The sequence below is a fragment of the Pseudoalteromonas sp. J2K-J979 genome (genome assembly GCF_058169715.2).
In genome coordinates this window covers 207988-234358 of the sequence record NZ_CM200282.1, presented here as the reverse complement: position 1 = coordinate 234358, position 26371 = coordinate 207988, and the positions used below count along the sequence as shown (strand labels likewise).

26 protein-coding genes, 1 pseudogene and 1 riboswitch are annotated in these 26371 nt (G+C 40.6%); of the genes and pseudogenes, 13 read left to right on the top strand and 14 right to left on the bottom strand.

Annotated features, from left to right (window positions below):
* Positions 1-52 precede the first annotated feature (52 nt).
* A complete protein-coding gene (locus AC3KVK_RS17555; RefSeq protein WP_490310357.1) occupies positions 53-853 on the bottom strand; it encodes an ABC transporter substrate-binding protein in 801 nt (266 codons plus the stop codon).
* Positions 854-921: 68 nt separating this feature from the next.
* Between AC3KVK_RS17555 and AC3KVK_RS17550 the strand changes: the two genes are divergently transcribed.
* Positions 922-1380: a methyltransferase family protein gene (locus tag AC3KVK_RS17550; protein ID WP_490310358.1), complete on the top strand. Its 459-nt coding sequence runs from the start codon at positions 922-924 to the stop codon at positions 1378-1380.
* Between the two features lie 4 nt (positions 1381-1384).
* Here AC3KVK_RS17550 and AC3KVK_RS17545 read toward each other — a convergent pair whose 3' ends face one another.
* Both AC3KVK_RS17545 and AC3KVK_RS17540 read right to left on the bottom strand, forming a co-directional pair.
* Complete coding sequence (locus tag AC3KVK_RS17545; RefSeq protein ID WP_490310359.1) at positions 1385-2260, bottom strand: sterol desaturase family protein; 876 nt, start codon at positions 2258-2260, stop codon at positions 1385-1387.
* A complete protein-coding gene (locus tag AC3KVK_RS17540) occupies positions 2250-2660 on the bottom strand; it encodes an SRPBCC family protein (protein WP_518526954.1) in 411 nt (136 codons plus the stop codon). Before AC3KVK_RS17540 ends, AC3KVK_RS17545 begins: the two co-directional genes overlap by 11 nt.
* Before the next feature lie 105 nt (positions 2661-2765).
* Between AC3KVK_RS17540 and AC3KVK_RS17535 the strand changes: the two genes are divergently transcribed.
* On the top strand, positions 2766-3770 hold the full coding sequence (locus AC3KVK_RS17535; protein WP_490310361.1) for an AraC family transcriptional regulator: 1005 nt from the start codon (positions 2766-2768) through the stop codon (positions 3768-3770).
* 72 nt (positions 3771-3842) lie between these two features.
* Here AC3KVK_RS17535 and AC3KVK_RS17530 read toward each other — a convergent pair whose 3' ends face one another.
* The gene (locus AC3KVK_RS17530) at positions 3843-5225 is read right to left on the bottom strand and encodes an aminotransferase-like domain-containing protein (protein ID WP_490310362.1); all 1383 of its coding nucleotides are present in this window, start codon (positions 5223-5225) and stop codon (positions 3843-3845) included.
* A gap of 102 nt (positions 5226-5327) precedes the next feature.
* Here AC3KVK_RS17530 and AC3KVK_RS17525 point away from each other — a divergent pair, with 102 nt between their 5' ends.
* Genes AC3KVK_RS17525 through AC3KVK_RS17515 form a run of 3 tightly spaced genes read left to right on the top strand, consistent with a single transcriptional unit; the run spans position 5328 to position 6810 of the window.
* Positions 5328-5924 (top strand): LysE family translocator, encoded by a 597-nt coding sequence (locus tag AC3KVK_RS17525; protein WP_490310363.1) that lies wholly within the window; start codon positions 5328-5330, stop codon positions 5922-5924.
* A gap of 28 nt (positions 5925-5952) precedes the next feature.
* Positions 5953-6393 (top strand): GNAT family N-acetyltransferase, encoded by a 441-nt coding sequence (locus AC3KVK_RS17520; RefSeq protein ID WP_490310364.1) that lies wholly within the window; start codon positions 5953-5955, stop codon positions 6391-6393.
* A 24-nt stretch (positions 6394-6417) separates the two neighbouring features.
* Entirely contained in the window at positions 6418-6810 is a 393-nt protein-coding gene (locus tag AC3KVK_RS17515) for a GFA family protein (protein ID WP_490310365.1), read from the top strand.
* Between the two features lie 6 nt (positions 6811-6816).
* On the opposite strand, the gene AC3KVK_RS17510 is transcribed toward AC3KVK_RS17515, so the two are convergent.
* The 5 genes from AC3KVK_RS17510 to AC3KVK_RS17490 form a co-directional block, all read right to left on the bottom strand.
* Complete coding sequence (locus AC3KVK_RS17510) at positions 6817-8106, bottom strand: alpha/beta fold hydrolase (protein WP_490310366.1); 1290 nt, start codon at positions 8104-8106, stop codon at positions 6817-6819.
* Between the two features lie 269 nt (positions 8107-8375).
* Complete coding sequence (ybaK, locus tag AC3KVK_RS17505) at positions 8376-8843, bottom strand: Cys-tRNA(Pro) deacylase (protein WP_490310367.1); 468 nt, start codon at positions 8841-8843, stop codon at positions 8376-8378.
* A 12-nt stretch (positions 8844-8855) separates the two neighbouring features.
* Complete coding sequence (locus AC3KVK_RS17500) at positions 8856-9560, bottom strand: flavin reductase family protein (protein ID WP_490310368.1); 705 nt, start codon at positions 9558-9560, stop codon at positions 8856-8858.
* 41 nt (positions 9561-9601) lie between these two features.
* Complete coding sequence (locus AC3KVK_RS17495) at positions 9602-10339, bottom strand: SDR family NAD(P)-dependent oxidoreductase (protein WP_490310369.1); 738 nt, start codon at positions 10337-10339, stop codon at positions 9602-9604.
* The gene (locus tag AC3KVK_RS17490) at positions 10336-10755 is read right to left on the bottom strand and encodes a thiol-disulfide oxidoreductase DCC family protein (RefSeq protein WP_490310370.1); all 420 of its coding nucleotides are present in this window, start codon (positions 10753-10755) and stop codon (positions 10336-10338) included. The genes AC3KVK_RS17495 and AC3KVK_RS17490 overlap by 4 nt, the downstream gene beginning before the upstream one ends.
* A 139-nt stretch (positions 10756-10894) precedes the next feature.
* On the opposite strand from AC3KVK_RS17490, the gene ppc reads away from it, so the two are divergent.
* The 4 genes and pseudogenes from ppc (at position 10895) to cdd (ending at position 15606) form a co-directional block, all read left to right on the top strand.
* Positions 10895-13516, top strand: coding sequence for a phosphoenolpyruvate carboxylase (gene ppc, locus AC3KVK_RS17485; RefSeq protein WP_490310371.1), 2622 nt, complete (start codon positions 10895-10897; stop codon positions 13514-13516).
* Positions 13517-13582: 66 nt separating this feature from the next.
* Positions 13583-13939: pseudogene (locus AC3KVK_RS17480) on the top strand (methionine-R-sulfoxide reductase); the annotation flags it as partial.
* Between the two features lie 166 nt (positions 13940-14105).
* A riboswitch (cyclic di-GMP riboswitch) is annotated at positions 14106-14189 on the top strand.
* Between the two features lie 72 nt (positions 14190-14261).
* A complete protein-coding gene (locus tag AC3KVK_RS17475; RefSeq protein ID WP_490310372.1) occupies positions 14262-14633 on the top strand; it encodes a hypothetical protein in 372 nt (123 codons plus the stop codon).
* Positions 14634-14697: 64 nt separating this feature from the next.
* Positions 14698-15606 carry a cytidine deaminase gene (gene cdd, locus AC3KVK_RS17470; protein ID WP_490310373.1) on the top strand — a complete coding sequence of 303 codons (909 nt, stop codon included), beginning with the start codon at positions 14698-14700 and terminating at the stop codon, positions 15604-15606.
* Here the strand turns inward: cdd and AC3KVK_RS17465 are convergent.
* The 4 genes from AC3KVK_RS17465 to AC3KVK_RS17450 form a co-directional block, all read right to left on the bottom strand.
* Positions 15603-16454 carry a GGDEF domain-containing protein gene (locus AC3KVK_RS17465; RefSeq protein ID WP_490310374.1) on the bottom strand — a complete coding sequence of 284 codons (852 nt, stop codon included), beginning with the start codon at positions 16452-16454 and terminating at the stop codon, positions 15603-15605. The two genes, cdd and AC3KVK_RS17465, sit on opposite strands and share 4 nt — an antisense overlap.
* Before the next feature lie 54 nt (positions 16455-16508).
* The gene (gene udp, locus AC3KVK_RS17460; RefSeq protein WP_490310375.1) at positions 16509-17267 is read right to left on the bottom strand and encodes a uridine phosphorylase; all 759 of its coding nucleotides are present in this window, start codon (positions 17265-17267) and stop codon (positions 16509-16511) included.
* Positions 17268-17653: 386 nt separating this feature from the next.
* Positions 17654-19084, bottom strand: coding sequence for a methyl-accepting chemotaxis protein (locus AC3KVK_RS17455; RefSeq protein WP_490310376.1), 1431 nt, complete (start codon positions 19082-19084; stop codon positions 17654-17656).
* Between the two features lie 164 nt (positions 19085-19248).
* Positions 19249-19431, bottom strand: coding sequence for a hypothetical protein (locus tag AC3KVK_RS17450; protein ID WP_490310377.1), 183 nt, complete (start codon positions 19429-19431; stop codon positions 19249-19251).
* A gap of 439 nt (positions 19432-19870) precedes the next feature.
* Between AC3KVK_RS17450 and AC3KVK_RS17445 the strand changes: the two genes are divergently transcribed.
* From AC3KVK_RS17445 to AC3KVK_RS17435, 3 genes are all read left to right on the top strand, one after another.
* Positions 19871-20980: an arginase family protein gene (locus AC3KVK_RS17445; RefSeq protein WP_490310378.1), complete on the top strand. Its 1110-nt coding sequence runs from the start codon at positions 19871-19873 to the stop codon at positions 20978-20980.
* A 1-nt stretch (position 20981) separates the two neighbouring features.
* Positions 20982-21443 carry an arginine repressor gene (locus tag AC3KVK_RS17440; RefSeq protein WP_490310379.1) on the top strand — a complete coding sequence of 154 codons (462 nt, stop codon included), beginning with the start codon at positions 20982-20984 and terminating at the stop codon, positions 21441-21443.
* A 231-nt stretch (positions 21444-21674) separates the two neighbouring features.
* Positions 21675-23204, top strand: a complete 1530-nt coding sequence (locus AC3KVK_RS17435; protein ID WP_490310380.1) for a methyl-accepting chemotaxis protein — start codon at positions 21675-21677, stop codon at positions 23202-23204.
* A gap of 100 nt (positions 23205-23304) precedes the next feature.
* Here AC3KVK_RS17435 and AC3KVK_RS17430 read toward each other — a convergent pair whose 3' ends face one another.
* Complete coding sequence (locus AC3KVK_RS17430) at positions 23305-24096, bottom strand: thioesterase family protein (protein ID WP_490310381.1); 792 nt, start codon at positions 24094-24096, stop codon at positions 23305-23307.
* Positions 24097-24348: 252 nt separating this feature from the next.
* Between AC3KVK_RS17430 and dnaK the strand changes: the two genes are divergently transcribed.
* Entirely contained in the window at positions 24349-26271 is a 1923-nt protein-coding gene (gene dnaK, locus AC3KVK_RS17425; protein WP_490310382.1) for a molecular chaperone DnaK, read from the top strand.
* Positions 26272-26371: the final 100 nt, after the last annotated feature.

The following is a 26371-nucleotide window of genomic DNA, read 5'->3' as shown; positions in this document are numbered from 1 at the left end:
GATGAATTCCTTATTATCCCTGTTGTTCATTTCTCGGCTAAGTGTTTGTACGTTAATTAAATTGATTGCTGATATCTTCAGCTATGTAGACTGCTTCTTGACCAAAAAAGGAGGTGGAATGCGCATCAATGATTATTTTTTGATTAGCCGGTAGAGCAAGTTGTGCATTGAATAAGTTAATGGCTTTTTGACCTATCGCTGAACGCGCGCAGGCAATATAACCATACATACTTTGTGAGGCTTCTTCTAGTTTGTGGAAGCTTAAAGCAGTGATCTCCGCTTGGTTTTCGGCTAAAAATGTGGCGGTATATTCAATGATAGCATCGACTTTTTTGAGTACTAACATCTGTCGAAGTCGTTTCGCTGAATCTTTACCCGAAATCCAAACAATCTGGTCATGATTTGTTAGTAAGAATTCATCAATATATTGTCCGTATGCGCGACCTTCGACTGCACCTATCGAGAGGTTAAATTTTTTTAAAGCTTGAAATAGCGAGAGCTGGTTAGGCAAGGTTACTTGTTTGCTGACGGCTAACCTATTGGGTGGGAACGCAGTGATAGGGCTACGAGTAAAAATGCCAAAATGCTCGCGTTCGGGCGTTTTTACTTTATTGTAGAGGCAGACATTGGGTTGATTGGTTAATTCTCGCCACTCTCTTAACCGACTTGCAGGGATAAATTCAACTTCCATTTTTTTGCTTTCAATCAGCGGTTCAGTTAGTTGAAGTAATATCTTAAAGCTCATATCAAGCTCTGTGGCATCTTTTGCTTGAATTACATCAGAAACAATGTTGATCTTTAATGGTTGTGCACTTGTTGCGACACTGAAAAACATAATTAACAACAAACGCATGAATCGCCCTTCACTCGAATACTTATTAGTATTTAAGTGTAGGCAGTTTAATGGAGAAATGTGAATTTATGAGATGTTTAGAGTTAAAAATCTATCCTTTAGCGGTATTGTTGATTTGCTTGCTTTTAAATCAGTTGCTTATTTGGGTGAGTCCTCCCCATAGTGAAATGGTACTCCTCCAATGGTTGTGGCCTGGGCTGCTATTTTGTGGAATCGCACTGCCTGTAATAGGTGTCTGGCAATTTAACCATGCTTCGACAACCGTTGATCCAACGCAACCTTCAAAGAGTCTGTACCTTGTCACGCAAGGCGTGTACGCCTACACTCGTAATCCAATGTATTTAGGATTTTTACTGTTGTTACTCGCACAGGTATGCTGGTTAGGTCAGTTTGTCGCGCTCAGTGGTTGCGTTATTTTTGTTGTCTATATTCAGTTGTTTCAAATAAACCCAGAACAACGGCTGTTACAGCAGCAATTTGGAGACCACTATCGCCACTATTGTCAGAATGTTCGTCCTTGGTTATAACAGTTTAATCGAGTTGTTTTGGCTGTGCTTGACTCGATTTGTCTAGTTGGTATGGTACTTTTATCTGTTTTTGTTGGTGGCTAGGATAACCAAGTATCACATTTAGTTTACTTTTTAAGTCCGGCGCAGTATTTAATTGGCGCATCATTATGCGCCATTGCATGACACTGATTGACCAAGGGTTGTTTGTTTCACACCCGCCAATAATCCCATATTCATTATCTGATTTATCGCGTTCTTCAACAAAAGTACCAAATAGTTTGTCCCAAATGATTAAAACGCCAGCGAAATTTTTATCGATGTACTCTTTGTTGATGGCATGATGAACTCGGTGATGAGACGGAGTGTTAAACACGTTTTCTAATACGCCTAGTTTATTGATGATTTGCGTGTGGACAAAAAATTGAAAGCCTAAGTTAATTGCAACAATGGCGATGATAAATTTAGGGTCGAAACCCAATAAAACCATAGGTAACCAAAAAAGCCACATGCCGACCAAAGGGTAAAAAAAACTTTGCCTAAATGCCGTAGTAAAATTCATTTTTTTTGAACTGTGGTGAACAACATGAGCAGCCCAGAACCAATGAATATGGTGGGATGCACGATGAAACCAATAATACAAAAAATCTTGCAGAATAAACGCGCCAATAACAGTGAATACGTCAAGTTCAATGCTAAACAAAGCATATTGATGAAGCCAGTAGAAAAATGGTAAGAGCACAATTAATGCTAAAGCATCACTTATCTGATGCATTAAAGCTAATGCTATGTTCGCTATCGAATCTTGTAATTGATAATACGATCGATATTGTAAATATTCATACAGAATAAATATAAAAAACAATGGGCTCAATGCTAATAGTAATAACTCAACAGGCATCACACAGCTCCTTTAGTTTACACAGTGCTCGGGTTAAATCTTGGGTGATAATGGCTTTTACTAACCTGCTCGGTTGCCACCATTTCGCTTGGCAATGGATTGAATAGACTAAATGGCACCCTTGCCTAGATGGGGTGATGTGGATCGACGCGCTGTGCTTATCGACCGGCCCCTTACCGGCGATATGATAAATGAGTGAAAAAGGCTCAATTAATTCAACGTGTTCGATGAATCGGTAACCTAACATAGTGACTTGCCTACGAGTGTATTGTGCCGGAGATGGCAGGACACGAAAGGACGCATTGAAAAAGCGATCCAACCTTGAATGGTCAGATAAAGCGTTTAAAACCGTCTTTGCTTCACACTTGAAGGATTGGCTTAGGACAATGTTAATAGTCATCAATAGAACACTCGTAAATTTACTCTGCAATGGGACTAGCATAAAGCGATTTGAACTGGCAGACTTGTGGCAAAGCGACAGGTTTTTGTCTTTAGGCGACAATTGATGAATACGACTTCCGATATTTACTTTGCAAGTGTGCTGCATTACTTAGAAGCTCAAGGGCAGAATAAACAATCTTGTTTAGAGCAAATAGGCTTCACGCAGTTTAATACGCTACCAAAAGGTGCGCGGATCCCATTATGTCATTATCAAGCGATTTTAGAGCTTGGCAAACACGCTTGCCACGATCCATTATTTGGATTCCATTTAGGTCAAGATATCCGAACGGCTGATTATGGTGTGTTGGGCTATTTAATTGAATCAAGTAGTGATCTTTCTGCGGCCATTGACACCTTATTACAATACGATACGTTAGTAGCTGATATCGGCACTGCACAATTTAGCTGCCAAGGTGAGACTGCGTCCATTTGTTGGACCCCTAACCAGCAATGTTCAGAACAAGTTGTTCTTCGCAATATGACAGCGTGGGTAGCGGTAGTTCGCCGTTTACTCGATCCGAGTTTAACGCCAAAGTGTATTTATTTTGTCCATGCTTTCAATGTTCTACAAAAACAACAGTTAAGTGACTGGTTTGGCTGCGAGGTTGTCTCAGGGGCTCCGGTTAATCAAATTAATTTTCCTCACGATTACTTACAAGTACAGTTTTGCAGTGATAACCCTTTCATGCATCAAGCATTGATGCAATTATCGCAAAAGCAACTAGCTGACATTCAAGCTATTCAATCAGTGTCACAGCGGGTTCTCAGTATTCTGATGACAAAGCATGATTTGCAAGGTGTCAATCAAGAACGGATCGCGCAGGCACTGAATTTAACCCCGAGAACTTTGCAGCGAAAGCTAAAATTAGAACAATGTAGTTTTGCTGAATTACGCGATCAAGAGCGCAAAAGGCGATTTGAGTTATTAGTCAATGAACATAGCTTTGGCACCATTGCAGGGTTGTTGGGATTTAATGAGCAAAGTTCATTTAATCGCGCATTCAAACGTTGGTATGGCTGCGCACCTAAACAATTTCGCTCAGAGCATCACCTTGTTAAGACTGATTGAAGTAATGTGCGCTAGTTTTTAAAGCGCATACCGCTTATACGGCTGTTTCTCCAATGCACAACGCTTACATCATCAGATAACGATATCTTGATGGGTAATTTGGCTGTTCAAACATGCTTTTAATGCGGTCAGCGCAAGACGAAGCTCGTGGCAATTTTTTGATGCACATAAACTGATGCGGATAGCTTGAGGAGCTGGAAAACGTCCGATAGCGAAGGATTCTGCAGCACGAATTAACACCTTATTTTTGAGCGCGAAACGTTCGAAATCAACTGCGCGCCAATGCGATGGCAAAACGAGCCAAGCGTTATAACCACTCTGCTGCAAGATAAGTGTAAATCCGCTGAGTGTTTCTTTTAAAATGTCATGGCGTTTTTTCATTTCAACAGCAATTGATTCACAGAGCGCAGTGATTTTTCCTTGCTCTAACCACCGACAAATTAACTCTATTTGCAATGTCGGGACTGTCCAACAATTGGCTTTGAGTGTTAAGCGCATTTTTTCACGTAAAGTTGGATGAGTAATAAGATAACCAATGCGTAAACCACCTGAAAACGTTTTAGAAAAGCTACTAACATACACGGTAATGTCAGGGGCTAATTGATACAAAGACGGCAGCTTAAGCTTCGGAGGCAGGTATTGTACGTCATCCTCGATAATTATAATGTCATGGGCTCGGCACAATTCAATAATCGCTTTACGCCGACTGAGAGATAATTGTACACAGGTTGGATTTTGCACTTGCGCAGTTAAATACAATACCCGGGGGTGACTTTGCTTAATGGCCGCTTTTAATGCGCTTAAGGTGATCCCCTCATGGTCCATTTCTAATCCAATGGCTTTAAGCTGTAACAATTGGCAGCACGCGCTGAACCCTGCAAATGTTAGCCCTTCACATAAGACTGTATCACCAGCTAAACACAGTGTTTGCAATGTTATCTGAATACCGTGTTGCCCACCATACGTAAACAGCACCTGAGATTCATCACAGTTAAATAGGGTGTTTGTTAGCCACGCAGCTAAGCGTTCACGTTGTGATAAAAACGCAATTTCGGATTGATAGCTTAAACATTGTGCGAGGATCGTGGGTTGTTGTGATAACTCATTGAGTCCAGCCTGAACTAAGTCAATCTGATTAAGAATGGGGGCATTGGCACTGCGCAGGTCAAAGTGTGCATCGTTCGGGCTTGTTAATAATGCTGGGTGGGGTTGGTCAGATTTAACAAACGTACCACTGCCAATTTTGGCAATCACGCATCCTCTTCGTTCTAGTTCATGATAGGCGCGAGTGATAGTGCCGACTGTGACGCCCAATTTATACGATAAGATCCGCTGGGGGGGCAGTTTATCTCCTGCAGAGAGACTTCCTGTATTGATAGCGCGCTCAATTGCTGTAGCGATTTGTAGGTATTTTGCTTGTTGTCCTGTAAAGAGCAGATCATCTAAAATTGTCATGAGTACAATAAAATAATTGTCGTAATTGTATCTTAAATATACCATCAATTTATTGGCTAATAATAAAAATATTAACTTTGTATGGGTGCAAATGGAGTTCGTATGTCTGAATTGATCAATTTATGGGGGCCTATTCTATTATTTGGGCTATTAGCGACCATGACTCCTGGCCCGAATAATTTATTGCTGACAATGCAGGGCGCCAGTATGGGGTTTAAAAGTGCAGTGCCGTTTATTATCGGGATTCGCGTGGGCATAATTATTTTGTTTGTCATGATGGCCAGTGGCATGGCGGCTTTATTAGTTTTACAGCCAGACAGTTTACGCATTATGAAATTTATCGGGGCTGCTTACATGTGTTGGTTAGCTTATTCTCTTTTGCAAAATAAACAAATAAAGGCCAATACAGTGCCCGTAGGCCTTAGTTTTAAGCGGGGATTGTTTGCACAGTTTGTTAACCCAAAATCATTACTAATGGTGATGACATGCGTCAGTGCGTTTAGCTTACCTTCGCCGTTGTATTGGGTGTCAGTCATTCAAGCGTGCGTCATTTTCAGTTTAGTTGGACTGATTGCAAATATGGTATGGACGCTGGTTGGCGTCTGGATAAACAGAAGATTGGCGACAGAGTCAGCAAAATATCGTTTTAACTTGATATTAGCAGGATTAACTATGTTGACTGTGATGATGATTTTTTAGCATTGATAAACATTGTCGGAGTATAAAAATGAAGAAACAAAGTAATCCTATTTTTAAGATTAGCGATCAACGCGATGATATGCAGTTAAAGGTGATTCATGAATTTTTAAGTCAATCATATTGGGCTAAAGGGATCCCTATCGATACTGTTAAACAATCGCTCGATGGATCATTATGTATTGGCGGCTTTATAGGCGCACAGCAAATTGCTTTTGCTCGGATAATCAGTGATTTTACGACTTTTGCTTATTTAGCTGATGTGTTTGTGTTAGAGGGGTATCGTGGGCAAGGTTACAGCAAGCAGTTATTAACCCACGTGAAATCTCACCCCAGATTACAGGGGTTACGTCGTTTTATGCTATGCACGAGTGACGCCCAAGGTTTATATCAACAATTTGGCTTTGAAATGGTCACTGATGCAGGAAAGTTGATGGCAATTTACCAGCCTAGTCCGTATCTTAGTATGTGACGACTTTAAATATGGTGAAGAATAATGAAAGAAAAAGAGTTCATTGGTGGCTGCCATTGTAAAGCCGTCCAATTCAAAGTGATGGCTTCGGCAAAACCGGAGGTTGAAAATTGTAATTGTTCAATTTGCAGTAAAACGGGTTTTTTACACTTAATTGTTAAAAAAGAGAAATTTACACTGTTAACCCCATGGGACAATTTGGCTGTTTATCGTTTTAATACCCAAGTAGCACAGCATTATTTTTGTAAAATCTGTGGGGTTAAACCGTTTTATATTCCACGTTCTAATCCTGATGGTATTGATGTGAATGTACGATGTATTGATAATATTTCATTGGATGCTGTTAGCCTAGTCGCATTTGATGGGCAAAACTGGGAGCAAAATGCCCACACCTTAGCCCATAAAACGAATGGCTAAATTAGATTAACGCAGTTGATTACCTTTATTAAGAGCAATGAGTTTATCGAGGATGACGTCACCGGCCATTTTTATTCCATTATGCTCGTATTCAGAGGTTAGCCAGTAGGTTAAATTGGCTACTTTACTGGCACTGGTTAAGCTTAATGTCATATCCACGTACATGTCTTCGCTGTATATCGCCGCGCTGATCGGTACCTGATTGTTCCCCAGGATCTCTAAATCATATAGAGGATGCCAATCTGTTTTGGCGGCTAATAAATCTGCACAGCCTTTCAAAGGCATTAAGTTATTAAATTGCTCAAAGAACCAAGGAAATATCATTTCTCCTGTAAATAAAAAGGGCTGCTCTTTGTGGTAAGTAAATTCTGGCAGATTTTGACGAACTTGCTGTGCAGCCCAATTTGAAGCCTGCTGCTGGCAATAAATTGATTCATGTAACAAAGCAAATAAAGGTTGCGCGTTGTAATCTAGATAGTGAGTGAATTGAGATAAAAACCAAGGATTGATTTGTGTGCCTGAAGGGGTCTGAATCAACGCTTGTTCAAGCAAATAATACAGGTTTTCGGGCCCTTCTTGCATCCCTAAATGAATGCCAAGACTTTGTAACATCTCTATTGTGAGTTTCTCGCCGCTGGCGAGCATAACAGGGTGATGAACAATGTGCTCTGCAAGAGCTGAAATAAGTTGTAAGGCATCGGGAAAACGATTAAAAAATTGCTCATTTTTAATTTTTAGGCGGGCGAAAGTATGTTGATAGACCTCTTTTGGGTTGGCTAATATGGGTGGGATCCCACCGGTAATAAACGCTTGAGTCAGTTCTTCAGGAGCGCGACTGAGATAATGAAAAACACAAAAGCCACCAAATGACTGACCCAGAATGCTCCACTTTGCTTTGGGGCTCAGTATCGCTTTGATCGCACTGGCATCATTTATAATATTATCGGCCCTAAAATTGGCCAAATAATCAGCTTGTTGACGGGGAGATAAATGCGCGAGAGCCACGTAATTTATGGCAGATGACAGCCCTGTACCGCGTTGATCGAGCAGCAATACTCTAAATTCTTTGAGTGCTCGCTTAATCCAACCGCTATTATCAATCGGTCGCTGGGCAGCAAAGCCCGGGCCACCTTGAAAATACACTAAGAATGGCCGTGTTTCAGCGCCGGGATCATTGGCACGAAGCTCGCGAGCAAAAACCGTGATTGCGGCATCTTTTGGTTTTCGATAATCTAGCGGTAAGGTGAAATGATGTTTTATTACTTTCATTCCAGCAAGCGAGTATTCAATGTTCATAAACGGTCTTAACTTGATTCAAGGAGGGCGTAGTTTAAAGGTTATAACCTATTATTCAAAGTTGATAATGGTATTGATTTTTTTACTTTTCTTACTCATTTTTTACAAAAGAGCCAATGAATTGTCATTTACGAAGGTTTAAACACAACAGAATAATGTCAATCGCAGTTCGCATTGCGATTGAGGACTGGGCGAAGAGAGAGGCAACCTATTTATTGGTAAAGGTGCTCGAGCTAACTTGGGTTTAAAGTATCCCTTTAAACGAGCACTTATTCAGCTATGTGAATGAAGCTGGCGAAAGTCAATTGGGATAAATCCGAGGGGGATAGCCTTATTTCTAAGCCTCGGCGACCGCCACTGACATAAATACACGTAAAATTTTGAGCACTGTCATCAATCAGCGTTTTAAGTCGTTTCTTTTGCCCAAGAGGGCTGACTCCCCCTAAAACATAACCTGTTGTGCGTTGCACTTTTTCAGGCGCTGCCATTACTGCTTTTTTTACCCCACACGCTTTAGCAAAGCGTTTTAAATTCAATTGCTGGCATACAGGCAAAATGGCGACCGCCAATTGGCCTGAGTCGAGCTCAACAACTAAGGTCTTAAATACTTGGTTTGGTGATAATTTTAGTTTTTCTGAAGCTTCTAAACCATAAGATTCATGGTCGCTAGCGTGCTCATATTGAAGGATCGTATAGGAGCACTTCGCACTGTCGAGTTGTTTAATTGCGGGTGTCATCAGATGGAACGGTTAAGGATTGATAGTGACAACGTTACGATAATTTTTAGACAGATCAAGCTCTTGCTTATCCTCATCATTATGAGTGTTATTTAGTAATTGCGTGTTTATATTGGGTTTTGCGTAACAGAGTCGTCCAAGTTGGGTGGTCGTGTGATAACCATCTAGCCCTGAAATAGCAACAGTTTGTGCCGCTTCAATATCAATATAACCATCAGGTTTGATAAGCTGCTCATCGACATGAATATCGATAATCTCACCAATGACCAGCTGCGTACCATTCAGTAACTCTTGGCTGCTTTGCAGTTCAACGGAATATTTAATTCGGCTTTGTTGCACAAAGGGAGCTTTAAATTCATTGAGGTATTCGGATGTTAAGCCAACTTCAACAAACTCAGATTGTGATGCATCATAGCGAGCTGATGTTTGATGGCTTTGCTGCCAAATGTCAGAATTAACTTGGTTTAAGGTGTAGACCCCTGTTGCAAGGATGTTGTCTAAGCTATCACGTTGTACTGTGTGTGGGCGCATAATAAAGCCGACTAACGCTGGATCTGCACCTAAATGAAACACGGAACTAATGATTGCTACATTGGTTTGTCCATTTGGGTTGCAAGTGCCGAGCAAGTTGGCGCTTTTAAATCCAGATAAAGAATTGACCAGCATCGCACGATACCGAGAGTCGAGTTGTGAACGTTGAGTTTTGTTTATCATCATAAGAGTCGTCTTTTATAAAAATAGTCACACTAGGGTAGATGTTACCAATGGATGGGTTTTCCCGCCCAATCGATATACGATAAGGTGCCATCAGGAGTGGTATTACTGAGAATAGTTAATAATGAGCGAGCAACAAACTGAGGCGTAAACAATTGCCCCTCAGGCAAGTTACTTTGAAATGGTTTTGATAATGGGGTATCGGTAGTACCAGGGTGAAAGGCGACGAGCTTAATATTTTTTGCTCTGCGCGCGTATTCAATTGCGGCCGTTTTTAATCCCATGTTCAAGGCCGCTTTCGACATTCTGTAGCTGTACCAGCCCCCAAGACGATTATCGCTAATACTGCCCACGCGAGCAGAAAGCACCACGATGTTACAGGGGAATTCAGATTTGCATAAGTTAATTAAATGTTGAACCCATAACATAGGAATAACAGTGTTTGACGTTAAAAGCTGGGTTAACTGATTTTGATTGATATCTTCTAACTTTTTTTCTGGCATAAATTGCTCAGTATGTAATATGCCATTGCAAATAAATACGTCGGAAAAATAGCCGGGTACCTCTTTCAAATCATGGATGATTTTCTGAGTGTTTTGTTCGTTATAATCTGTTTGAATAGCTGTATAACGATAATGTGTGATGGCTTGTGCCTGCCCAGAGACCCCATAAATATGACTGACTGTTTCATCATCTATCAAGGTATCGATTAACGCTTTAGCAATGGCACTTGATGCGCCAATCACCAACACGTGTTTATCTGTATTGTTTTGACTTATCATGTATTTTTCTCTGATGATTTTGAAGCGGGTAGCTGACATTGCCCACTTTGACAACGGCGCTGACCAAGAAGCAAAAATGAGATACGGTAGCGGTGCTTGGCAAAAAACAAATAACACCAATCTGCAATGTGTCGCACTAATGGCCAACGTAAAACAGCCAACCAGTTATGTTTGTTGACTAATTTCCACGCAGTGATGGTGACATCCAATCCAAGTATTACTTGCTTATCACTCCATTGCCCATGCAAGATGGTGTTTGCTTGCTCAGGATCAATATGTGGGTAACGCTGCTGGAAATCTTCTTGATAGATGTCTGCAAAAATAAGTGATTGTTGATGGTTGTAGTGAGCGAGTTTAGTCATTTCGGTCACGCATAAAGGACATGTCCCATCATAAAAAATAGTAAACTGTTTCATTAAACCTCGCTGCTGTATTAATCACTTTAACCATTACGAGTGAACTATAAAATCGATCTTTCTTATTCAATAAAATAGCTTGTCTCAAAAGATAAAGCTCTGTATTTTCGGTTGTATCTTTATTGTTTAGGAATACGGAATGAGTGATTACAGTGCATTAAAGTCAAACGTCAATTTATTAGGCCAGTTATTAGGTAAGACGATTAAGGAAGCACAAGGAGAAGCGGTTTTAGCCAAGGTTGAGCAAATCCGAGCATTATCCAAAGCGTCTAGAAATCAAGAAGGAAACAGCCGCGAAGAATTGATTGATTTATTACATCAATTAACCGACGATGAGCTGTTACCTGTGGCACGTGCCTTTAATCAATTTTTGAATTTAGCCAATGTCGCCGAGCAATTTCATACGATTTCACGCCAAAACGATAAAAATAATCATCCATTAATTGAGTCTTTACAGCAGATTAAGTCCGCCAATTTACCTGCTAAAGATGTACAAGATGCCATACTGAATTTACACATAGATTTAGTTTTAACCGCCCATCCAACCGAAATTACACGCAGAACGTTAGTCAATAAACATCGCCAGATGAATGAATGCCTCGGTGCACTTGAACTTGATAGCTTATTACCTTCAGAGCAAACCTATTTAGTTAACCGCATAGAGCAGTTAATTTGCCAAGCTTGGCATACCAATGAAATTCGCCAGCAACGACCCACACCTGTTGATGAAGCTAAGTGGGGATTTGCCGTGATTGAAAACAGCTTATGGCAAGCAGTCCCAGATTTTATTCGTGATTTTACGGCTCAAGTGGATCAAACGTTCTCCTTTTCTTTGCCATTAAACTACAGTCCGGTTCAGTTTACTTCATGGATGGGAGGCGATCGTGACGGTAATCCATTTGTTACTGCTAGAGTCACTGAAGAAGTGCTTGATTTAGGTCGCTGGATGGCAATTAACTTATATCTACGCGACATTGATACACTCAGCGGTGAATTGTCTATGAACCAGTGTGATGAAGCTCTTCATACATTGAGCCAAGGCGCACACGAACCCTATCGACATATATTAGGCAAGCTCAGAGATCAATTACGTGAAACTGAGCATCATTTAACCGCTAAAGTAAAGGGACATCAGAGCGATGCGCGAGATTTAATTACCGATATCGAGCAACTGCAAACGCCGATTGAGTTATGCTATCGCTCCTTGCATGGCTGCAAAATGGGCCAAATTGCAGATGGTCTGTTGCTTGATGTGCTGCGCCGGATTCATTGTTTTGGATTATACCTGAGTAAATTAGACATTCGACAAGATTCAGAACGCCACAGTGATGTTCTAGCCGAACTCACGACCTTTTTAGATTTGGGCGATTATAACGCTTGGACCGAAGTTCAAAAGCAACAGTTTTTATTGAGTGAATTACAATCAAAGCGGCCATTAATTCCTAAAAATTGGCAGCCCAGCGCCCCAGTGCAAGAAGTATTGGATACGTGTAAGGTTATCGCTAATACGGATCGTCAACGCTTTGGTATTTACATTATTTCGATGGCAAGAACTGTATCAGATGTATTAGCAGTTCATTTATTGCTCAAGGAATCAGGGTGTCCTTATGTGTTACCAGTCGCCCCATTATTTGAAACCCTTGATGATTTGAATGCTGGACCAAACGTCATCGAGCAGCTATTTAATCACCCTTGGTATCTGCAACAAGTGAATAATCAGCAATATGTGATGATAGGTTATTCTGATTCAGCTAAAGATGCGGGCATGATGGCTGCAGGCTGGGCACAATATGAAGCCATGGATAAAATGGTTAAATTTACAGAAAAGCATGATATCGAGTTAATTTTATTTCATGGTCGCGGTGGTACTGTCGGTCGCGGTGGCGCACCGGCGGCACAAGCTTTGCGTTCGCAACCTCCAGGTTCGTTAAAGTCAGGTCTGCGGGTGACTGAACAAGGTGAAATGATCCGTTTTAAGTTTGGGTTACCACAAGTTGCAGAGCAAAGCTTACTATTATATGCCGGTGCGGTGCTTGAAAATAACTTACTGCCTCCTCCAAAACCTGAACCGATTTGGCAAGAGGTGATGGCACTGATCAGTGAGCGCTCTTGCGCGCATTATCGCAGCATTGTGAATGAAGAACCGTCGTTTGTACCTTATTTTCGAAGTGCGACCCCGGAGCAAGAATTAGCGCAATTGCCACTTGGCTCAAGGCCCGCAAAACGTAAAGTTGATGGTGGAGTCGAAAGCTTGCGTGCAATCCCTTGGATATTTGCGTGGAGTCAAAATCGACTCATGTTGCCTGCTTGGCTTGGCGCTCTGAGCGGATTAGAAGCCGCAGAGAGTCGCTTTGGTAAAGAGACGTTAGAAAAAATGAACCGAGACTGGCCTTTTTTTCGTACGCGAATCGAAATGCTTGAAATGGTGTTTTGTAAAGCCGATCCTTGGTTAAGTGAACATTATGATCAACATCTTGTCAGTCCACAGTTGAGTGAGTTAGGCCAGAGGCTACGTACTGAATTAACTCAAGCAATTGACTGGGTAAAAGGATATTGTGATAACCGCACTTTATTGGCTGCACAGCCGTGGGTGCAACAATCGATAGAGCTCAGAAACCCTTACACAGATCCACTGAATGTGCTGCAAGTGGAACTCCTTCGCCGATCGAGAGCCGAACCACATACAGATGATAGTGCTCTCAATCAGGCGTTAATGATTACGATGGCTGGCATTGCTGCAGGTATGCGTAATACGGGTTAAAAGTGAATCACGTTAAATAGTCAGAGCTGCCTAATATGCAGGCAGCTTCGAAACAGAAGGGCAACCATGAGTCAATTTAAACAACTAACACCGCAAGAGCAGTATGTGATTGAACAAAAAGGGACGGAGCGTCCGTTTACTGGTCAATACACTGATTTAATGGCGCCAGGACTTTATATTTGCAAACGTTGCGATGCGCCGTTATACAAATCAGAGCATAAATTCATTTCACATTGTGGCTGGCCAAGTTTTGATGATGAAATTATTGGAGCGGTGAAACGTGTACCTGATGCGGATGGTCGGCGAATCGAGATTGTCTGTGCTAACTGTGAGGGCCATTTAGGCCATGTTTTTGAAGGTGAAGCATTAACGAATAAAAATATTCGCCATTGTGTTAATTCGATATCGATGAACTTTATTTCAGCTCAACATGAATGAGGTGATAGAGGCGAAGTAGTCGTTTAGATATTGATTTTTTTGGAAAACGATAGATTGTTGTGCATCAGCCGCAGTCTTAAAGAGTCGATACTGAATAATAGGCAGTGAATTTGAGTATTGACTCTAAAATGTTTGCCTGTATTATGACCTTGCAAGTCAAAGGCAAGGTATTTGAAAAAATACTCACGCAAAGCTTCAGATCTAAGGGGAAACCTAAGATAGCTGGGCTACCGAGCAACATTGTTACTTTCTCTTCTTTGAATTTGCCATCCACCTTTGTTTTCGTTTTAGAGGTTTTAAGCAAATTATGTCAGATATCATCACCAGTATTAGTTACGATGAATCCTTAAATCTTGTTTTGGTTAAATTAACCGGCACAGCTACGTCAACCGATGTCATTCGAAATTACACTGTCATCACTCGTTATGCACAAGAGCGCCAATGCAGTAAATTATTGATTGATGTGACCGAACTGCGCCATCGCTATGCTGCAGTAGAAGTGATTGATGTAGTGTTAGCTATCAAAGATAAACTGGCCGGGTTTTATGTTGCTCGTGTGGTCGGCTTTGATGGCTATTTACATGATTTATTACTACAAAATGCGAAACGATTTTCATTAAATGCTGAAAATTTCGAATGTTTTAAACAAGCGAAAAATTGGTTAGAAAAAGCGGCATAATTGGTTTAAATACCAGTTAAAATCACATAAACTGTCTGGCCATTTTAAAAATGACAACAATAATATGTGTAAAGAACAAATACTGGCAGAGTCGCTTCTTTCTGAACAGCAATTGACAGAGCTATTCTCACAAGTGAAGGCCAATAATGGTGTGCTTAAAGCCGCCGAAATCGCGCAATGGGTCGTTCAGCTCAATACTAATTCCGATGAATTAATGGCAGCACTTCTTCCTATTGCAGCGAGTTTTTCTCGCGCCGCTATTTCTCAGTTCAATGTTGGCGCAATCGCCGCGGGTGAACCGAATCAAGATGGGTATGCAGATTTTTACTTTGGTGCAAATCTTGAATTTCCTTCCCAGGCGCTTAGTCTTGTCGTTCATGCGGAACAGGCAGCGATAAATAATGCTTGGTTAAGTGGTGCAAACCGTATTTCAAAATTGGCCATCACCGATGCGCCGTGTGGCTATTGCCGACAATTTATCAATGAATTGGCCGATGCAGAGTCATTGATTATTAGTCTGAATGGCGAGCATCACCCATTTAGTGCATTTTTACCTATGCCTTTTGGCCCTAAAGAATTAGAGAATCACAGTGCTCTGATGTCACACCAACCAGCAAGCTTAAAGTTAGTAGACACTAGCTTTAAAGTTTCTCAATTGGTTAAACATGCCGAGTACAGTTATGTCCCGTACACCGGTAATTATGCCAGTTGTATGATTGTTTGCCACGATGGCAGTAAGTTTTATGGCCGTTATGCAGAAAATGCCGCATATAGTCCAAGCTTATCGCCATTGCAAAGCGCAATTAGCCAGCTGGTTTTAGCAGGGCATGAATTTGACCAAACAACCGTTAAGGCTGTTTACCTAGCTCAAATAAAAGGTCAAGAAAATCAAACGGGTGTTGCAAAAGCCGTGTTAGATAGTTTTGGGTTTACTATTCCGCTCTATCTTGTTGCTTTATATCATCAAGTCTAAGGTTGAAAATCAAACATATTAACAATATAGCGGCTTCGATTCGCTTCTTTGTCTATATACATTTGCTGATCGGCTAAATGCAATGCATGGTCAGGATCATCTCCTGATTCTAGGCATTGCATACCAACACTGACGGAGACCATATATTTGATTAACGGCTGATCAAGCTGATGTTTAAATGCCTCTAAATCTTCGATGATTTCACGACTAATCAACACAAACTCATCGCCTCCTAAGCGATAGGCTTTGTCATTTGGATACAGATGGGTGAGAGTGTGCGAGAATGTAGCCAATAATTCATCACCAATATGGTGACCAAATTTATCATTGGCATTTTTGAAATTGTTTAAATCAAAATAATAAAGGTAGGCTTGCTCAAAGTGCTGTTGCTCGAAATGTTCGAAAAAAGCCCGTCGATTAAATAAACCTGTTAATTCATCGTGATAGGCAAAAAATCGTAAGTCTTTTTCAAGTTTTATACGGCGGTCTATTTCAATGCGTAATTGTTCAATCTTACTAAAACGGCTTTTTGCTATCTGAAGTAAACAGTAACAAATTAGGATCAAGCCGACATGTTTAATGGGAGTGTCAATTACATTGATTATAGGGAAGGAGTCGATAAAAAATGCATCAACAATGTCAAGAAACAACCCAAAACTATAGATAGAAAAAGATAAAACAAACAGCGGCTTTTTGATACAGCTACAAATTTCAATAAAAAATGAAATGTAGAGGCCAAACCAAATTACTTCTTCGCAGTCGGCCCAAGATGCACCGAGATTAATTAAAGTAATAAAGGTAATAAGTATGGCTATCCATACAAGGCCATGTAAAAAGCATCGACTCATTAACAATTCCGAGCGGAATGTACTTGTTAATGAGTATAGACTTAAATTATAGGCTTACTGTGAAATTATGTGTTTTGCAGCTTCAAGGACAATTTTGATGGTTTTATTTTCTATCGCAACGTGATCGATAGTCGGGATTTCTTGACGAGTACGATTGACCAATACACCAGCAACACATGCGGCTTTTAAACCCAGTGATGCGCACATGGTAAATAAGGTCGCAGATTCCATCTCATAATTCATTACGCCCAATTTTTGCCACTCATCAAAGCTTCCTTGTAATGATTTTGGCACATAACCTGAGAAAGTATCATAACGTTCTTGACCAGGATAAAAGGTGTCGGAAGAAGCCGTAATTCCAATGTGGAAAGCAATGTTGTGAGTATTGCAGGCATGAACGAGTGCTTGAGTGGTAAAAAAATCAGAGGCGGCAGGGAAGCAAAGAGGCGCAAAATGCTGACTCGCGCCATCGAGTCTTACTGAAGCATTTGAAATTAAAATATCACCTTCATCGATGTGCGGTTGAATCGCCCCAGTTGTACCGATACGTAAAAATGTGTTGACCCCTAGTTGGGCTAACTCTTCGACTGCTATTGACGTGGATGGGCCTCCGATACCGGTAGAGCAGATCACGATATTTTTACCTGATAATTGACCTAGGTAAGCATGAAACTCACGGGTTTTAACTAAACACGTTGAATTTTTAGTTTGTTGGGCGATTCGATAGGCACGATCAGGGCAACCAGGGACAATTGCCAAAGTAGCGCCTTGTAAATCCGTTTTATCTAGACCTAAGTGAAAAACCGTGTTCATAAACGACCCTTGAATGTTAATTGTATTGAACTTGATTAAATCAATTGATGATACATTCAATCCAATATTAGTGAATAAGTAAAAATATAAGTAGTCATTGTTAAAATTTATGATGACTTTCGTACAGGACTAATGTCCTGATCTATCGTCACTTAGAAACTTTGAAGGGGCTTTATCTTGCTTTAAATAGGCGGGTGCGTACTCATTTGATATGAAAATGACCTTTATTTAGGCCAGTTAATAAAAAGGAAGGATCACAACGGCTTGCCAATTTTAGAACATGGTGTGATCCTTAGAAGAAGTATGTGTTTTATTAATTAAACGATAAGTTTTGCGACATCTTCTCGCATTTTATGGGCATCACGTTCCAAATTTTCGCAATTAGATCAGTGATCACATGAATCAATAAAAAGCTGTTCTGCGCAGACCGAAATATTCACTGTTGCAGCTTCGACCCCTTTCACTGTGTACATTTGTTCTTCAGTCGCGCTGGCGATTTGCATCACCATCTGACGAATTTGATCCATTGAGTGCTTATTATCGACCATGCTTGATTGTGAACTGGCAATCGACACATTCATTTGGTCACTTAAATTTAAACTGGTTTGCATCGCTGCTGCTGATTCTTTTACTAATTGCTGTAATGTCGCAATCATTTTTTCTATTTCGACTATTGAAGCTTGTGTCCGTTTAGCTAATGTGCGGACTTCATCGGCAACAACAGCAAAACCACGGCCGGTATCACCAGCACGAGCCGCTTCAATGGCTGCTTTGAGGGCAAGAAAATTTGTTTGTTCGGTAATTTCTCGAATGGCACTGGTGACACTTTCGATTTCACTACTTGCTAGACTTAAGTTTGTCATAAGCTGACCATTATGGTGAGTATGCCCTATTAATATTGCCATATTGTCCGAGGCTTCAGTCATTAACTGGGTACCCTTATCCATGTTCATATCAGCTAACGTAACACTGCTTTGTACACTGGCAGAGTTTTCTGCAATTAACTGCACTGCTTGAACTAGTTCACTGACGGCTTGTTTAACAGCTAATGTGTTATTCTTTTGCTCTTCAATGGCCTGTTGTGAGCGTTTAGTTAGTTCGACAGAGTGATGAGCGCCGAGCTCGACAGTTTCGCCTTTGTGTTTGATTTCTCTGACTATATCGGCTGTTGTGTCAATAAACTCATTGACACAATGTGCTAACTCAGTGATTTCATCTTTGCCCTTTAAATCGATGTGTTTGGTTAAGTCTCCACCACCATGGCTAATATCATACATTTTATTGTTAGCCTGTTTTAGGCGTCGTGTAATACGATATGTTTGCCATAGGAGCAGGCTGGCAATAGCAAAGGTTAATATTCCAGCGAGGCTGAGACCTTTTGTACGGGTTTTGACCAAATGTTCATTAATCGTTTGGTGTAATTGATTCGAAAGCTGACCTAGTTGGCCTTCAAACTGATGGATACTGGCTCTTAATTCACCTCTTAGGCCAGAGTTTTCATTCAAGCCTCGATTTTTTAAAGCTTGAGCTAAATGACTGGCTGCTGTTTCAAGTTTTATTAATGCACGGTCAGACTGTATTTGATTGTCAGAAAAAGCAACCTTGACAGTTCGGTATTGTTCGTCGACTTGGTTTTTGACAGATAAATCTAAACTAGTCAGAAAATCATTTTCGAGTAAGACTAACCTCACCATGTTTGCAATTGCTTGAGTATCACCACTATCGATCACTTGATTTTTGAGTTCAGTCTCGGCTTGATAGAACGCGAGTCTAAGACCTGATCCGGTTGTTAGTCCGATATCTTTATCAATATTCACGAGAGAATTAAATAATTGATTTTATTTCAGTAGGTTAGATTTAGCGATGCTCAGTTGATGTTTTAAATGAGGTGAATAGGAGAGGCGTTTCTCTAGTTTATTCAGACGAGTCGCTAAGAGCGTAGAGCGGTGTTCGAATTTTTCGACATGTTTCACATCTTTTCTTAATAAAAATCTTTCTCGTGCCTTCTTAGTATCAGCATGTCGTTGGTTAGCTTTTTGCTTAAGGTGAGATCATTGCCTAATTCGGCAATGCTACCTGTTTCATACCAAAGCAATCCACCCATACACGCCATTGCAGTTAAAATTAACAATGAGAGTAATAAAAATACACGTTTGATAGACATAACCGCTCCTTGGTTTGGGTGTCATAAAATTGTCATATAAACTCTAGTGTAAATTTTAAGCTCTGCAAATATTTCACAGTAGTAATTATCAGTTAACACAAGTTTATGCAGCGCAATCGCATAGTCAGTCATTTATTGTGGATCGAAAAAAAACGTCGGTTTGACAGCAAAGCCATTCCAGTATATTGCTAAACTAAGCCTTATTTATGCAAAGTATTTTAGTCTCGTGTGTTAGAAATTTTATAAATGGAATAATCATAAGTGACTGATTTTATATGTGTTTAAAGCTTGCTATTGATTCGGGCCACATTTATAGATTGAGCTGTCTTTATACAATCAGTGCAAGATGCATATTTTTTTAATTCTTTTTGTTTTGCATAAATAGTCGAATTAAATCGTACTTTTGAATCTGAGAGTATGTCTAAAATTGGAGCAAGTTATGAGTCGTGATTGGTTAGAAACTAAGAGTAAATTCTCACAGTGTTTATGTCCGCCTGGAAATGGAGTATTTACAGTCAATACTGCACAAGAACGAAAAGCGGCATTACATCAAAAACTATATGGTCAAACTGATAACATTGATGTGTTATGGCAAAAATCGTTAGAGCAATTACCAACGAGTAAACATAAAGCTGCGATACTCGGAATTAGCTCCGATTGCGGTGGCGGTATTTTACGTGGCGCAAATTGGGGGCCATTGTTTTTAAGAAGCACGCTGATTGAGCAGCAACCACAAACAAGTTGCTTTGATTTAGGTGATGTACGTGTCATCCCACATTTATTACATGATAAATATTTAAATGAAGGCACAATCGCAAATTGTCAAAAAGCTTTGTATCAAGATGAAGACTCAGCCTTCTTTGTGAGCCCATTGTCAATCACAGAAGATGTTTGTGATGATTTTTACGCACAATTTCCAGATAAAGGTATTTTTGGGATTGGTGGCGATCATTCAATCAGCTACCCACTAACCAAATCGTACCTTAAAGCAAAACGTGACCGCGGGATCCGCACCGCGATTATTCATTTTGATGCGCATACTGATTTATTGGTTGAACGCTTAGGTATTGATTTGTGTTTCGGTTCTTGGTGCACGCATATACTTGAATTCTTACCGGCACCGCATCATTTGATTCAATTTGGAATCCGCTCAAGTGGTAAATCAAAATCACATTGGGAATCAACGTTTGGCGTTAAGCAACATTGGGCGCAAGAAATCCGAGAGAAAGGGGCACAGTCTATTGTTGATGAAGTGATTGCGCAGCTCAAAGCTGATAATGTCGATGAACTCTATGTGAGTTTTGACATTGATGCACTTGATGCAAAGTATGCTTCAGCAACGGGCACACCAGAATATGATGGCATGACACCAGACGAAGCCATGTTAATTTTAAATGCTCTGAATGCCCACTTCCCGATCACAGGGGCTGATATGATGGAAATTGCCCCCTTTACTGACAGCTCTTTGCAAGGCAAAGTAAGCTCAGAAACGACCCTAAAAGAAGGCGCGGCCCTTTCTGCATTTCTGATAGATGCGATGAATCGATAAGATGAAAAAACAAAGCCCGCTTGTTCAAGTTATTAAAGAGTTATTGAAAACGGAACAGATCCGTAGTCATTACGAACTTGCATATTTTTTGGATGAGCGCGGCTTTGAAAATGTCAGTCAGCCGCAAATATCCCGGATATTAAATCAGATTGGTGCGGTCAGTATAAAGAATGCTCAAGGCCAAGCTGTCTATGTGCTTAAGCGTGAGCTAATTATGCCAACTTTAGAAACAGAAGTAGATGAGCTGGTGGTTGGTGTTCACGCTAATGAAGCCTTAGTGGTGGTTGAAACGCTGCCTGGTGGCGCCGATATTGTTTCGCGTGTGCTTGAAAAACAAAGTAAAAAATTTCATATTCTCGCAGCCATTGCGGGCGATGATAGCGTAATGATCTTACCTAAGTGTACCAATGATATTTTGACTTTAAGTAAAAAAATCAAACTCTTGTTTGATGTCAAAAGCTAATCTAGGCCATACAGTTACTTTAATATTAAAAATCAGCTTGTTATAATTTTTGTCCATGCCTTTGTCTTATTGTTTTTTTCTAATTTTTCTCCCATACTCAATTTGTCTGAATTTAATGGCAAATGTGCCAAATGTGACGCCATTGAGTATTGTTAAAGCCAGTTTTTGCATTGAATGGACTCGGTTACACTTTGGCTCGCGCATTCTTATTTATTATTTCAAGGTTTTTTCATGCGTCGTAATCAAACAACAATCAATGAAGAAGTTGTTTTTAATACCTCAGAACAATTGATTTCTATCACTGATCCCCGCGGTATCATAACTTATGCAAACGAGGGCTTTTGTCGGGTTGCAGGGTATACAGAAGATGAGCTGGTGGGCAAAAACCATAATATTGTTCGCCACCCTGATATGCCCAAAGCGGCATTCAAAGATTTATGGGATTGTTTAAAAGCCGAAAAACCATGGCGAGGTGCGGTTAAAAACCGCTGTAAAGATGGCCGATACTATTGGGTTGATGCGTTTGTCACCCCACTATATGAAAATAATCAGCTCACAGGTTTTCAGTCAGTTCGGACTGTTTTAAAGCCAGAATTCAGGCGTAATGCTGAGCAATTATATGCTAATGTTAATCAAAATAAGTCCTCGTTAATCCCTCATTTGACAAGTATGCATAAGCATATTTTGGCGCTAATACTCTGCGTAACTGCGTTTTATGGTGTATTGCAAAACCCTTATTTTGCTCTGCTATTACCGTGTATCTTTGCAATTATTTACCAGCAGGAGCTGTTTAAAACACCTCAGTACTTTAACCAATTATCGAACCAGTATGACAGTGTTTCCCGGCTTGTATTTAGTGGTGAAGCACCCTATAGCTCTGCTGATTTTCATATTAAAATTAATGAAGCTAAAATTAATACCATTTTAGGCCGTCTTGAAGATAATGCCGCTAAATTACGTACTGCCACCATCACTCTTGAAAAGGCTGCAAATTCGACGATTACAGGTGTTCAAGAAGAGTCTGATCAATTACATCAAGTATCAACAGCAGTCGAAGAAATGGTTGCGACAATTACTGAGGTTGCCGGGAATACAGTTACCACAGCAGAACGCTCTCGCTCGGCTCAAGAGGCGTGTAACGAAGCAAAAACGGCTATGACGCGAACCATGGAGCAAGTGTCTGAGTTAGCTGTAGAAGTTGCTAATTCAGCGAATTCGGCACACCAACTATCTGATGAAGCAGAAAAAATTGGTGGGATCATGCAAGAGATCCAAGGTATCGCGGATCAGACTAATTTATTGGCGCTCAATGCGGCCATTGAAGCTGCCAGAGCGGGTGAGCATGGCCGAGGGTTTTCGGTTGTAGCTGATGAGGTAAGGGCTTTATCGAGCCGAACTCGTAGTGCAACAGAGCAAATTCACACCTCAATTAAAGAGATTCAAAGTACGTTGTTATCTTGGTCAAAAGTCATGGCCGAAGGCAAGCAATCAGCTGAATTATGTGTTGAAGAAACGCGCCAAACTCAGCAAGTGATTGATACTGTCTATGAGTCAATTGCGGATATTTCTGATTTAGCGACACAAATATCTACTGCCTCTGAAGAACAGAGCATGGTTGCCAATGAAATAAGCCAAAATATAATAAACATCAGTGATTTATCTCAGAATAATTTATCTCAAGCTGAACTCCTTCAATTAGAAAACATTAAAATTGAAAGCCAAGCAAAAGAATTTGAATTGATCCGTCGTTCGTTTAATTAATTGGGCGGGTAAAATAATGCCATAGTTATGTTAATGCCGTTCATTGTAAGTGAACGGCATTAACTATTTAATAGTCTGTATTTCAAATGTAGGTGATCACTTACGCGAAAATAGCCACCGTTTGACGCGATAACGCAATCAGTTGCCCGTTTTCGCCCCAAATTTTAGCATCCTCAATTGCGTAGCCGTCTGAGCTATGGTGGGTGATGGCTTCAAATCCGATCCATTGGGTTGGCGCTAATTCTGGCTCTACAAGAAACTCAATATACCAAGACATTGAACTGGCAGGAGCTGGTTGTTTAAACATTTGCAACATAGTCGGTGGCCAAGCGTCGGTTAACGCTAAGATATGAGCGACAGAGAATTGTTTTGGTGTTTGTTTGAATTTCATCCAGCCGCCAAGATGTGAAGTCTCTGCACCAGTAAAAGGCATCGCACCTTGCTGAGGGCTTAAATCAATATGCTGAAAAAATTCAGGGCTCATTCCTGTTTGATAAGGAATAACAAAATCAGGGTTAACTGGCTTAAGTTGACATACTTGATTAGTGTTAACTGATAAATCAGATGCGCGGTGTTTTGCATAGCAAATTTGCGCCATGACACAAGTTTGTTCAAGTTGAATGGCACGAGCCAGAATTTGGCAGCTATTTTTTCCTTGTCTGAGAACTTCTAACTCGATATGAAAGTCAGTGTCAGCTAAAAGAGGGCCGATAAAGTTAGTACTCATAGATAACAAACGAAAATCACTGTTTACTTTTTGTTGTGCTGCGAAAAGTAACATTGCCGCAGAGATCCCACCAAAGGCGGTTCGACCTTGGCACCAGCTTGTAGGAAAGCGCAAGGGTGCTGACAGATCTGGCGCTATTTGCGCTAATAGTTGCTCAAAATGCATAAAGTTAAGTCTTGAATAAAGTATGAAGCCCTTTTATAACACAAAAAATTAAGGTCAGACCAGTTTGTTGGGATGATTAGTCATCATCAATTGGCTTCGATTGATTTAAAAGTGGGCTAAAAGGGAAGATTTGACAAAAAACTCAAACTTTTTAAAAAAAATTTAGTTTCTTCTATTGAATTCATCTCTACCCACCCCTATTAACTAGTCAACAACCGAATTAACAAAGTTTTTTGATGTAGGAGAAGATTCATGGGTAAAATTATTGGAATCGATTTAGGTACGACAAACTCGTGTGTAGCAGTGTTAGAAGGTGGTAAGCCACGCGTAATCGAAAATGCGGAAGGCGATCGTACCACTCCGTCAATCATTGCTTATACAGCCGACGGTGAAACATTAGTTGGTCAACCGGCAAAGCGCCAAGCAGTGACAAATCCTCAAAACACACTATTTGCCATTAAACGTTTAATTGGTCGTCGTTTTGAAGATGAAGAAGTTCAACGCGATATCGGCATCATGCCATTCAAAATTGTTAAAGCAGACAATGGTGATGCATGGGTAGAAGCTCGCGGTGAAAAACGCGCTGCGCCACAAATTTCAGCCGAAGTGCTGAAAAAAATGAAGAAAACAGCAGAAGATTACTTAGGTGAGCCAGTTACTGAAGCGGTTATTACCGTTCCTGCTTATTTTAATGATTCGCAGCGTCAAGCAACGAAAGATGCGGGCCGTATTGCTGGTTTAGAAGTTAAACGTATTATTAATGAACCAACAGCCGCTGCACTTGCATACGGTATTGAGCGTAAGCAAGGTGATAATGTTGTAGCTGTTTATGACTTAGGTGGTGGTACATTTGATATCTCAATTATTGAAATTGATGATGTTGAAGGCGAACAAACATTTGAAGTATTGGCTACCAATGGTGATACACACTTAGGTGGTGAAGATTTCGATAACCGTGTTATCAACTACTTAGTAAGCGAATTCAAAAAAGACCAAGGTATCGACTTAAAAACTGATCCTTTAGCAATGCAACGTGTAAAAGAAGCGGCTGAAAAAGCGAAGATCGAATTGTCTTCAGCACAATCTACTGAAGTGAATTTACCGTATGTGACAGCTGATGCAACAGGCCCTAAGCACATGAACGTGAAATTATCACGCGCTAAGCTTGAGTCACTTGTAGAAGATTTAGTCTTAAAATCGCTAGAACCACTTAAAAAAGCATTAGCTGACTCTGATTTATCAGTAAGCGATGTGAATGACATCATCCTTGTTGGTGGTCAAACACGTATGCCAATGGTCCAAAAAGCCGTTGCAGACTTCTTTGGCAAAGAGCCTCGTAAAGATGTTAACCCAGATGAAGCTGTAGCAATGGGTGCAGCAGTACAAGGTGGTGTTTTAGCGGGTGACGTGAAAGATGTACTATTACTTGATGTTTGTCCTTTATCTCTAGGTATCGAGACTATGGGCCAAGTGATGACAGCATTAATCGAGAAAAATACCACTATCCCGACGAAGAAATCACAAACGTTCTCTACAGCTGAAGATAATCAGTCTGCAGTTACGATTCATGTTCTCCAAGGTGAGCGTAAACGTTCAAGTGATAATAAATCTCTTGGTCAATTCAACCTAGAAGGTATTCGTCCAGCACAACGTGGTGCACCGCAAATTGAAGTAACGTTTGATGTTGATGCCGATGGTATCTTACATGTATCAGCGAAAGACAAAGATACAGGTAAAGAACAAAAGATCACGATTCAAGCAAACTCAGGTTTATCGGATGATGAAGTTGAAGCGATGATCCGTGATGCAGAAGCGAATGCTGAAGCAGATAAGAAATTCGAAGAGCTTGTATCTATTCGTAACCAAGCAGATGCGATGGTTCATGGAACACGTAAGCAGGTTGAAGAAGCCGGTGATGAATTACCAGCTGAAGATAAAGAAGCCATTGAGGCTGCTGTTGTTGAGCTAGAAACAGCCGTTAAGAGTGACAATAAAGAAGAAATCGAAGCTAAAACACAAGCGTTGATGGAGAAGTCACAAAAATTAATGGAAATTGCTCAAGCAAAAGCACAAGCGGGTCAGCCTCAAGAAGGTGAGCAAGCACAGTCATCTGCAAAACAAGATGATGATGTAGTTGATGCTGAGTTTGAAGAAGTGAAAGACGACAAGAAATAAATCGTTTTTCGAAGGGCGCGCAGGTCTTAGGATCTAACGCGCCCTTAGTCTATGTGAAATTTGAGATTATAAAGGGCTGTTTTTACCCGCATCAAGCTTG